Origin of the sequence: Hyphomonas chukchiensis (genome assembly GCF_000682695.1) — a bacterium.
Classification (GTDB): Bacteria; Pseudomonadota; Alphaproteobacteria; order Caulobacterales; family Hyphomonadaceae; genus Hyphomonas; species Hyphomonas chukchiensis.
Window position 1 is genome coordinate 1 of the sequence record NZ_AWFG01000045.1, and the last position, 10,005, is coordinate 10,005.

A 10,005-nucleotide genomic window follows, 5' to 3' on the forward strand; every position below is an offset into this window, starting at 1 on the left:
GGGCATTGTAGGGCGAGGCGCCATGGCCGCGCAGGTCCGGCGCGACGACGTGATAGCCCGCATCGGCGATCTTCTGGGCGATGCCGGACTGGATCCAGTTCTGCGCGGCGCTGGACGTGAAGCCGTGGAGGAGGATCACCAGCGGGCCGGTGCCCAGTTCCTGATAGCTGATCTGTGTGCCGTCAAAGGACTCGTAAGTGTGCATGGCGGGGGCCTCCTCGGCGCGGGCATTGGCGAAGGGGAGGAGGGCCAAAGCGAAGGCCAGCGCGGCGAAGCGGATCATGTGTCTCTCCCTTGGGTCGTTTCTTTTGCCAGCACCTGACGCGGGGAGCGCGCGCCGGTCAAGCCTGACGCGGGGCCAAGAAAGAGCCCGCCCGGTTTCCCGGACGGGCTGAGGCAGGGGTAAAAGCGGTTACAGGACTTCGAGCATTTCCTGGACGAGGGGGTGACGGACGACGTCCTGCCCCTGGAGGCGGATGACGGCCGCGCCGGCCAGTTTCTCGAGCCGTTCGGCGGCATTGGCGAGGCCGGAGAATTCCGGCAGCAGGTCGGTCTGGGCCGGGTCGCCGGTGATGACCATTGTGGAGTGCCAGCCGAGGCGGGTGAGCAGCATCTTGATCTGCGTATAGGTGCAGTTCTGCGCCTCATCGACGACAATGAAGGCATTGTTCAGCGTGCGTCCGCGCATGAAGCCGATGGGCGCGATCTCGATGACGCCTTCCGACAGCATGTGCTTGAGCTGGCCGGGCGAGAGGCGGTCCGACAGGGCGTCGTAGAGCGGACGCAGGTAGGGCGCGAGCTTGTCTTCCATGGCGCCGGGCAGGAAGCCGATCTGCTCGCCAGCCTCGACAGCGGGGCGGGAGAGGATGATGCGGGCGACCTTACCCTTTTGCAGAGCTTCGACGGCCTTGCAGACGGCGAGGTAGGTCTTGCCCGTACCGGCCGGGCCGAGGGCGGCGACGAGCGCATGGGTGTCCATGGCGTTCATCAGCTGGGCCTGGTTTTCAGAGCGGGGTTTGACGGTTTTCTGGTAGCGCTGGGTCCGGTCGGCCTCGCCATTCGCGGCGGTGGGGCGGTTGCGGGTATCTGCATCGTCGGGGTGCCAGCTGCGGCCTCCCTCAATGGCGTGGAGAAGGGGCGGCTGGCCACGACCGGCATCCTGAATCCAGGCAGTGGCTTTCACCTCTGATGCTGTCTTCATTCGCTTGGCGGGGTTGCGTTTACCCATGGGAGGACTCCTTGGTTCCAGGCAGAAAAAAAGCCGTCAGCAGAATTGCGGACGGCTTGGCGAAAAACGGGGGAAGAAAGACCGGGCCGCCCTGAGGGCGGTGTTGCCAGTCCGGGAACATGCGGTCCCGGCGGCGAGGTGTGACAAGGTCTCTGGATGACCATCTCCACGTCCGAATCTGTTGATGATTAAACACTAACAGGGTTATCAAATCCTTTAAGCGATATTCCGCAAGCGAAACGAGAGGACGAATCATCATGGCAATCTACCAGATAGGAGAGGCCCGCCCCACGCTGCCGGCAAGCGGAAACTACTGGGTCGCGGAGAATGCCCAAGTTATGGGCAACGTGATCCTGAAGGAGAATGCCTCTGTCTGGTACGGCGCCACGGTTCGCGGCGACAATGACCCGATCACGATTGGCGAGAATACGAATATTCAGGACGGCAGCGTTTTGCACACCGATCTGGGCGCGCCGCTGACCATCGGGCGTGACGTCACGGTGGGGCATATGGTGATGCTGCACGGCTGCACGATCGGTGACGAGACACTGATCGGCATCGGCTCAACCATTCTCAACCGGGCGAAGATCGGGAAGAATTGCATCATCGGGGCGCACACGCTGATCCCCGAAGGCAAGGAAATCCCGGACAATTCACTGGTCATGGGATCGCCCGGCAAAGTGGTGAAAGAGCTGTCAGGCCCGCAGGTGCAGATGCTGAAAATCTCGGCCCTGCACTATGTGGAGAACTGGAAGAAGCACCGGGACCAAGTGAAGCGGATCGACTAGAGCTCGTCGCTGCGCAAGTAGCGGATGGCGAAACGCTTCTGTTCCACGCGCACGACTTCGCCGCGCACATTGCCGGCCATAACCACGTCGCCCACCATGGGCGTGCCATCCTCTGCCTCGAAACTGGCACCGGTCAGCGAGATGTCGAGCACGCGGCACGGGATTTCGCTTCCATCGGCCAGCGTGAGCAAGGCCGGGCCTGACGTGGCGACCCGTGCGGCGGAGCGCTCGTCGGCCAGACAAAGCTTGTCCTTGTTGAGCAGCCAGGTGAGCCGGTCAGCGAGTTTGTCGCGTTTGTGCTGAGCCGCCTTGAAATGCACGGCAAAGCCCTGGGGGCCGGAACGGATCACCGTGGCGGCGACGCGTCCGAGGTCGTTGAAGTAGCAAATCACCTGCGCGCCCGGCTGGGGCCTGTGGGCCGACCGGATCATCGCGCCGGAACAGGAAATGTCGACCGTTCGGACATCATGGTCGGCGCTGGTCTCGTCGAGCAGGCGCCCGACCAGGCTGAGGGCGATCCGCTTGTGGAGCCGCCTGTCCTTGTTGGGGTTAATCAGCGTGCTGGTGCTGACCATTGGGGCATGGGGAACGGGCATTTCGTGCTCCTGAAAGCCGTGTCTCTCCAAGCATGTCCCACGGTGAGCACTTTACTTAGCCGGTTTTCGTTCACAAAGTGTTGCCGAAACAGGCCGGAACTCGCGTTCTCGGCGACATTACATTTCCCATACGGGGCGGAGCCACACAGCCATGGAAACTTATGATTACATCATCGTCGGCGCTGGAAGCGCTGGATGCGCCCTGGCGAACCGCCTGTCGGCCGATCCGGCGATCAAGGTCTGCCTGATCGAGGCCGGCAAGAAGGACAATGCATTGATGGTGCGGATGCCGGCGGGCGTCGGCAGCCTGATCAAGCAGGCGGGAGACTATAACTGGGGCTTCTATACCGAGGCCCAGAAGCACATGAACGGCCGCAAGCTGTACTGGCCGCGCGGCAAGGGCTGGGGCGGTTCGTCCTCGATCAATGGCATGGTCTATATCCGTGGCCATGCGGGCGATTACGACCAGTGGGCCCAGATGGGCCTGAAGGGCTGGAGCTATGCCGACGTGCTGCCTTACTTCAAGCGCTCGGAAGCCTATGAAGGCGGCGATAATGCATTCCATGGCGGCGCCGGCCCGCTGCGCGTGTCGGAAAGCCCGATGTCCGGGCCGATCTATCGCGCCTTCATTCAGGCTGGCGAACAGGCCGGTTACAAGCTGACGGACGATTTCAATGGCGCCCAGCAGGAGGGCTTTGGCCGTTACCAGCGCACCATCCACAAGGGCGAACGCTGGAGCGCCTCATTCGGCTACCTGCGCCCGATCGAGGGCGTGCGGCCGAACCTGACCGTGATTTCGACAGGACTGGTCACGCGTGTGCTGATCGAGAATGGCAAGGCGACGGGTGTCGAGGTTGTTGAAGGCAAGGGCGCGCTGACCCAGAAGATCCATGCCGACAAGGAAGTCGTGATCTGCGCGGGGGCGGTGCAGTCGCCCCAGATCCTGATGCTGTCAGGCATTGGTAATCCGGAACATCTCGACCGGTTCGGCATCAAGGCGACCGTGAAGTCGCCGGGCGTCGGCCAGAACCTGCAGGACCATCTGGACGTCACCGTGATCCACGAGATGACGCAGCCTGTGTCGGCCTATTCCCAGCAGAAGGGCCTCAAGAAACTCGGCGTAGGCCTGCGGTACCTCTATAACCAGACCGGCGCGGGCGCGGACAATTTCCTGCAGGCAGGCGCTTTCCTGAATTCACGTGAAGGCCTGTCGATGCCCGACATCCAGCTTCACCTCGTGAATGCCATCATGATGGATCATGGCAATCATGACCCGCAGAAGGATGGCTTCACGGTTCATGCGTGCCAGCTGCGTCCGGAAAGCCGGGGCACGATTTGCCTCGCCTCGGCCGACCCGTTTGCGCACCCGGCCATCGACCCGAATTATCTGGCGACGGAAGAAGATCGCCGCGTTATGCGGGAGTCAGTGAAAATGGTGCGTGAGATCTGCGGACAATCCGCCCTCAACGCCCTGCGCGGCAACGAAATCATGCCCGGCGCTAGCGTCTCGACGGATGATGACATTGACAGCTTCATCCGCCGGATGGGCGAGACGATCTATCATCCCGTCGGCACGGTTGCGATGGGGACGAGCGAGTCGAGCCCGGTCGATGCGGAGCTGCGTGTGCGTGGCGTGGATGGATTGAGAGTGGTGGATGCGTCCGTGATGCCGACCCTGATTGGCGGGAACACGAACGCGCCGACGATCATGATCGCCGAGAAGGCGGCAGACATGATGCTGGGCAAGCGGGCGCTGGCGCGTGAAGAGACCCTCACGCCCGCCTGAACCGGTTAGCCGTTGGTGGAAACAAGGCGCAGTTGCGGGCCTGTGGAATGCGTATCCGGTGGCACGAGCATGGAAATGCGGTGGCGCCAGATAGGACGGCCCTTGAGCATGGGTTCACCGCCGAGCGTCTGGTAGAGGCCAAGCAGGCGCGGTGTATCGCCATGCGCGCCGGTGCCGGGGCGGACGAGCGGCATGAGGGTGATTTCGACTTCCACGCGCTGGCCCGTCAGGGTTTCGCCGCGTCCGCGGATGATGCCGGGGGCGCCATCAAAGCGGACGGCTTCCATGAAATGCGCCATCATCTCCCGGTCGGGGCCGCTCCAGAGCTGAAGGAAGTCGTGATTCGTGAGGTCGCGCCCGAGCAGGCCGGAGAGCCCCTGACCTGCCGTGCGGAAGAGCCAGCCATATTCGCGGCTATGCTGGACCACGAACAATTGCGTGATCAGGTCCGGGTGCTCGGCGACGCGTGGGTCGTCGACTGTATTGGTTGAAGGGGTCCGGCCCATCCGGCGCCATGCGTCGACCAGGATCCGGGTATTTGGGTGTAGCGACCGGTCTTGCATGACAGGCATTCTCCGTATGTTTCATTGACCCGAACCGGGCCATTCATGCGGTGCCATTCGCAATAAGCATTCCAGTTGCAGGAGTACGCGTTTGGCGAAATTCGCGCGGTTTCAGCCTCAAAATTCCCCTCACAGGGCATATGAGCGGGGACCTGGTGTCATCATTATCAGCGGTAAGGGGGCGCGACGTGCCAAGCCGAAACAGTTGGCTGCGTCCAGCCGGGCTGGGGGTGGAGCAGGCCGGGATCGTGTCGCGGATGGAGGGGCTTGTGGCAGCCAGCATGACCGAAAATACAGAATACACCCTTGCGAAGATTCGCGGCTCAGATACTTATTTGCTCACCGTCAAATAATCGCCGCCGCGACTTTCGCGGCTCCTCTCAGACCTTAAAATAAAATACCAGGGAGAATACCGAGTGTCCCAGACACCTTCGCGTATGCAAGTACGCCCGAATTTCAACCATCTTAAAACTGCACTGACGATGAGCGTGGGCCTTGCGGCCTTTGCGAGCCTCTCGGCACCAGCCGTTGCTCAGGAAACGGATAACGACTCCCCGCGCACGATGCAGACCGTGACCGTGACGTCCACAAAGCGTGAGCAGACGCTGCAGGATGTGCCGGTTGCCGTGTCCGTCGTCGATGACAGCGTGATCGCCAAGGCGCAGATCACCGATCTCAATGACCTGCAGTCTCTGGTACCATCGCTCAGCGTCGGCCAGCTCCAGTCGTCGGCCAACACCAACTTCGTTATCCGGGGCTTCGGCAACGGCGCCAACAATGCCGGTATCGAACCGTCGGTGGGCGTGTTCATCGACGGCGTTTACCGCTCGCGTTCGGCCTCGCAGATCTCCGACCTGCCGAACATCGAGCGCGTGGAAGTGCTGCGCGGCCCGCAATCGACGCTGTTCGGCAAGAACGCCTCGGCAGGCGTCATCTCTGTGGTGACCAAGAAGCCTTCGTTCGAGCCCATGGCCAGCGTTGAAGGCACGGTCAGCAATTACAATGGCTATCGCGCCAAGGTCTACGGCACGGGCCCGATCACGGACACGCTCGCGTTCAGCCTGGGCGGCAGCTACAGCAAGCGCGATGGTTATATCGAGGATATCGGCGACGGTCCGGATACCAATGAGCGCAACCGTTACGGTATCCGTGGTGAGCTCCTGTTCGAACCGAACGAGGACATGTCGTTCCGTCTGATCGGCGACTATGACACGATTGACGAGATCTGCTGCGGCGCGGTGAACGTTGTGAACGGCCCGACGGGCGCGGTCGTCAATGCGCTCGGTGGTCAGGTTGTGACTGGCGACCTCTACAAGGTCGGCTACAATTTCGGCTCCACGAACAATATCGACAATGGCGGCCTCTCACTGCAGGGCGATTTCGACCTCGGCAAGATGACGCTGACCTCGATTACGGCTTATCGCCAGACGAGCGTCGATCAGAACGCCGATTCCGATTTCACCACGGCAAACCTGCTAAGCGCCAATGCGAACCAGACCGACATTGATACATTCACGCAGGAAGTCCGGCTGACCTCCGACACGGATGGCCCGATCGACTGGATGGTCGGCGGCTTCTATTTTGATGAGACGGTCGATATCGGCAACCAGATCTATTTTGGTGACGATTTCCGCGGTTACGCGGATATCCTGTCCGGCGGCGCGCTCGGTCAGATTGAGGCGGCGCTCGGCCTTCCGGTCGGTCAGGTGTTCGGTCAATCGGGCCAAGGCCTGACGGAACAGTTTGGTCAGGACAACAAAGCCTGGTCCATGTTCGGTACGGTTGACTGGCATGCCACGGATCGCCTGACGGCCACTGTGGGTCTCAACTATACCGAGGACAAGAAGGATGCCTACGGCAACATCGTGGACACGGATGTTTTCTCCGGCGTCGACCTTGTGGCACTTGGCTTTGCCCAGGCGCTTGGCAACTTTGGTGTCGACGCGACTGACCCGGCGCAAGTCGGTGCGTTCGCAGCGGCCAACCCGGCGGCCTTCGCGGGTATTCAGGCGGCTGTGCAGGATCCGGATCAGAATCCGCTTCTTGCCCTGCAGGCCCTGCAATTCCTGCCACCTTTCCTGAACTTCCCGAATGCGGTCGAAGACGGCAAGTCCAAGGATGACAAGCTGACCTACACACTGCGCCTCGCATATGACGCGACCGACAATGTGAACGTCTATGCGTCCTACGGCACCGGCTTCAAGGCCACGTCGTGGAACCTGTCACGTGACAGCCGCCCGTTCGCGAGCGACTTCACGGCTGGTTCGTCCGTTACGAGCCCTGGTTCATCGCCCATCCGTGATGCGGGCCTGGCGGTGAATAACCTGTCTGTCGGTACGCGCTATGCGGGGCCTGAACTGGCAACTGTGATCGAACTGGGCGCGAAATTCGCCTACAACACGTTCGCCGTGAACGTTGCCCTGTTTGACCAGGAGATTGAGGGCTTCCAGTCCAACACGTTCTCCGGCACCGGTTTCAACCTGACCAATGCCGGCAAGCAGTCGACACAGGGCATGGAAGTTGATGCCTCCTGGAACGCGACGGACAACCTGTTGCTGACCTTTGCGGGCACGTTCCAGGATCCGGTCTATGACGACTTCACGAGCACGGGCATCAAGATCGACCCGTCCCTGCCGCTGTCGGCATCGAACGAACTCGATCTGTCGGGTCAGAAACCCTATGACATCCCGGAAGTGGCGACCTCGACATCGGCGACGTACAGTTTCGATGTGAACTCGCTGGCCTCTTTCGTGCGTGTTGACTGGCAGTATGAGAGCGAGACGGATTATTTCGACGATCCGGCCAATCAGGCGCTCATCAACGATACCCACAAGATCAGCACGTTTAACGCGTCAGCCGGCTTCACGACTGCGGATGGCCTTGGCGTGACGGTGTGGGGACGCAACATCTTTGATGACGAGTACATCACGGTTGCGTTCCCGACGACGGCGCAGAGCGGTTCGATCAACGGTTATCCGAGCCAGCCGCCGACATACGGCATCACGGTGCGCAAGTCTTTCTAGGGACTGGCGCCATATACATGAGAGAAGCCCCGTCGCTTGCGGCGGGGCTTTTTTACGTTCAGCGGCCGGCGTTCACCCGCAGCGACACCGCCGCGAGGATGAGACCGAGCGATTCGAAGGCGATGAAGAGGTAGAAATCAGGTGTCGGGGCAGGGCCGAGCAGCAGGGCGGCAGCGCGGGCGAAGATATAGCCGCCCAGATAAGTGACGAGAAACCAGAGCGCAGGGCGCAGGAGGGACTGTTGCACGGTGCCAGCTGCCATCAGGCCGGCCGCGCCAAGGCTGACGCCGCCATAGACGCCGCGCATCTCATAGGCGCCGTTGGGGCCGCTGACATCTACACCGAGGCTGGATGTCATGCCGATCGGGTCCACCAGGGACCAGAGGCCAAAGCCGGCGAAGCTGACGGCCATGGCCGCGAGAAAGAGACGAATCATCATGGCGAACAAGTTAGGCCGCGATTCGCGCATGGAAAGGCGAAAGCGTCCAAGGCGCGCGATGCAGGCATTGCCTGCCATTGCCAGTGTGCATGACTATATAAGGAACGAAGTGATTCCTGTGCAGGAGGCTGAATGGCCCGCAATCCCGGACGTCCGCCCATTATCAATGCTCCACCCTGGGTGACGGGGATCGCGCTGGTACTGCTAGCGGCCCATGCGATTCGCGTTTTCCTGCCCTCAGGCATGCAGGACTCTTTGCTGTGGGAGACCGCGCTTTTTCCCGAACGATTCTGGAGCTGGGCGGGGGCGAGCATGCCGCCCGGCGCGGCAGAGCCCTATGCCAACGTGTTCGCGGCCCTGGCGACCCTGCTGACCACGGGCCTGGTTCATAGTGACTGGGTCCATGTGGGCCTGAACGCGGCGATGCTGCTGGGCGTCGGCAAGCCAGTGTATGAATATCTGGAGCGAACGGGGCCCGAAGAGCGAAATCGGGCGGGATACGTCTTCCTCCTATTGTTCCTTGTGAGTGTGGCGGGCGGCTCTGTCGCGCACCTTGCCGCGAATTATCCGGCGGGCCCGCCGGCAATCGGCGCGTCCGGGGGTGTGTCAGGCCTGATTGCGGCGGTTCTTCTGGCGCAGCAGGGCGCACGGCCCAGGCTCCTGTCGCGACCGTTCCTCGGGGCCAGCCTGGTCTTCCTTGTGGCCAATGTGGTGCTTGCGGTGGTCGGCCCATCCATGATGGGCGCGGGAATCGCGTGGCAGGCCCATGTCGGTGGCTATGTGGCGGGGGCGCTTGCGTGCCGATTCGTGATGTGGCGCCGCGAGGGCATCGCGGTCTGATTAGTCTTCCTCATCGATTCGGTGCGCCGAATATGATAGAGTGTCTCAATAAAGAAACCGGATTCACCGGTAGAGGCTTGGAGGATGCTACATGACGATTGACCAGATTCTGAATGATAAAGGCCGGGAAGTGATCTCGGTTGGCGCGGATGACACGCTTGGTGATGTCGCCAAGGTGCTGGACAAGCGTCGAATCGGTGCCGTCGTGGCGCTTGATTCCGGCGATTCCATCATTGGTGTCCTGTCCGAGCGGGACATTGTTCGCCAGGTTGCCCGCAACGGACAGGCCGCGTTGGACATGAAAGTGGGCGACGCGATGACTCGCGATGTCGTCACGGTGCCGTCCACGATGGCAATTGATGTCGCCATGCAGCTCATGACGGACCGCAGAATCCGCCATTTGCCCATTCTCCGGAACGATAGACTCATCGGTTTTGTGTCGATCGGCGATCTCGTGAAATGGAAAATTGCTGAAACCGAGGCCGAGGCCGAGGCAATGAAGTCTTATCTTTCAGCGCAGTACTGACCCGTCTGCAACAAAACCTGCAGATTTCTGCTGAAAGGCTGTTTTCAGGGGTTGCGGCTTCCGACCATGGGGGGTATTCCCCGGCCTCCGCTGAAGACGCCCTTGGGTTTCCGAAGCGGGCCCGCAGATCGGGCTGCTAAATAAGAAAAAACTTCTTGCTTTTTTCTTCGAATAGCGGCTATATATGCGGCTCCTTGAAATGCCTGATTTTGCAGG

General features: G+C 61.2%; 11 protein-coding genes. 5 read left to right on the plus strand and 6 right to left on the minus strand.

Features of this window, described 5'->3' with window-relative positions; all coding sequences use genetic code 11:
- Together HY30_RS13865 and HY30_RS13870 are read right to left on the minus strand one after the other, a co-directional pair.
- On the minus strand, window positions 1-283 hold a 283-nt coding region (locus HY30_RS13865), incomplete at its 3' end, for an alpha/beta fold hydrolase (protein WP_034741825.1).
- 129 nt (window positions 284-412) lie between these two features.
- Window positions 413-1,228: a PhoH family protein gene (locus HY30_RS13870; RefSeq protein WP_034741827.1), complete on the minus strand. Its 816-nt coding sequence runs from the start codon at window positions 1,226-1,228 to the stop codon at window positions 413-415.
- Between the two features lie 257 nt (window positions 1,229-1,485).
- On the opposite strand from HY30_RS13870, the gene HY30_RS13875 reads away from it, so the two are divergent.
- Window positions 1,486-2,016, plus strand: coding sequence for a gamma carbonic anhydrase family protein (locus tag HY30_RS13875; protein ID WP_034741829.1), 531 nt, complete (start codon window positions 1,486-1,488; stop codon window positions 2,014-2,016).
- Here HY30_RS13875 and HY30_RS13880 read toward each other — a convergent pair.
- A complete protein-coding gene (locus HY30_RS13880; protein ID WP_051615500.1) occupies window positions 2,013-2,612 on the minus strand; it encodes a PilZ domain-containing protein in 600 nt (199 codons plus the stop codon). The two genes, HY30_RS13875 and HY30_RS13880, sit on opposite strands and share 4 nt — an antisense overlap.
- 151 nt (window positions 2,613-2,763) lie before the next feature.
- Between HY30_RS13880 and HY30_RS13885 the strand changes: the two genes are divergently transcribed.
- On the plus strand, window positions 2,764-4,398 hold the full coding sequence (locus HY30_RS13885) for a choline dehydrogenase (RefSeq protein ID WP_034741833.1): 1,635 nt from the start codon (window positions 2,764-2,766) through the stop codon (window positions 4,396-4,398).
- A 5-nt stretch (window positions 4,399-4,403) separates the two neighbouring features.
- Here HY30_RS13885 and HY30_RS13890 read toward each other — a convergent pair whose 3' ends face one another.
- On the minus strand, window positions 4,404-4,961 hold the full coding sequence (locus HY30_RS13890; RefSeq protein WP_034741844.1) for a PAS domain-containing protein: 558 nt from the start codon (window positions 4,959-4,961) through the stop codon (window positions 4,404-4,406).
- Between the two features lie 416 nt (window positions 4,962-5,377).
- On the opposite strand from HY30_RS13890, the gene HY30_RS13895 reads away from it, so the two are divergent.
- Window positions 5,378-7,984, plus strand: coding sequence for a TonB-dependent receptor (locus tag HY30_RS13895; RefSeq protein ID WP_206741476.1), 2,607 nt, complete (start codon window positions 5,378-5,380; stop codon window positions 7,982-7,984).
- 58 nt (window positions 7,985-8,042) lie between these two features.
- Here HY30_RS13895 and HY30_RS13900 read toward each other — a convergent pair whose 3' ends face one another.
- On the minus strand, window positions 8,043-8,423 hold the full coding sequence (locus HY30_RS13900; RefSeq protein WP_162176953.1) for a DUF4345 family protein: 381 nt from the start codon (window positions 8,421-8,423) through the stop codon (window positions 8,043-8,045).
- A gap of 132 nt (window positions 8,424-8,555) precedes the next feature.
- Between HY30_RS13900 and HY30_RS13905 the strand changes: the two genes are divergently transcribed.
- Window positions 8,556-9,263: a rhomboid family intramembrane serine protease gene (locus HY30_RS13905; protein ID WP_034741838.1), complete on the plus strand. Its 708-nt coding sequence runs from the start codon at window positions 8,556-8,558 to the stop codon at window positions 9,261-9,263.
- Window positions 9,264-9,354: 91 nt separating this feature from the next.
- Window positions 9,355-9,789 carry a CBS domain-containing protein gene (locus tag HY30_RS13910; RefSeq protein WP_034741841.1) on the plus strand — a complete coding sequence of 145 codons (435 nt, stop codon included), beginning with the start codon at window positions 9,355-9,357 and terminating at the stop codon, window positions 9,787-9,789.
- Here the strand turns inward: HY30_RS13910 and HY30_RS20365 are convergent.
- A partial coding sequence (locus tag HY30_RS20365) for a hypothetical protein (protein WP_206741477.1) occupies window positions 9,775-10,005 on the minus strand: 231 nt, incomplete at its 5' end. The genes HY30_RS13910 and HY30_RS20365 overlap by 15 nt on opposite strands.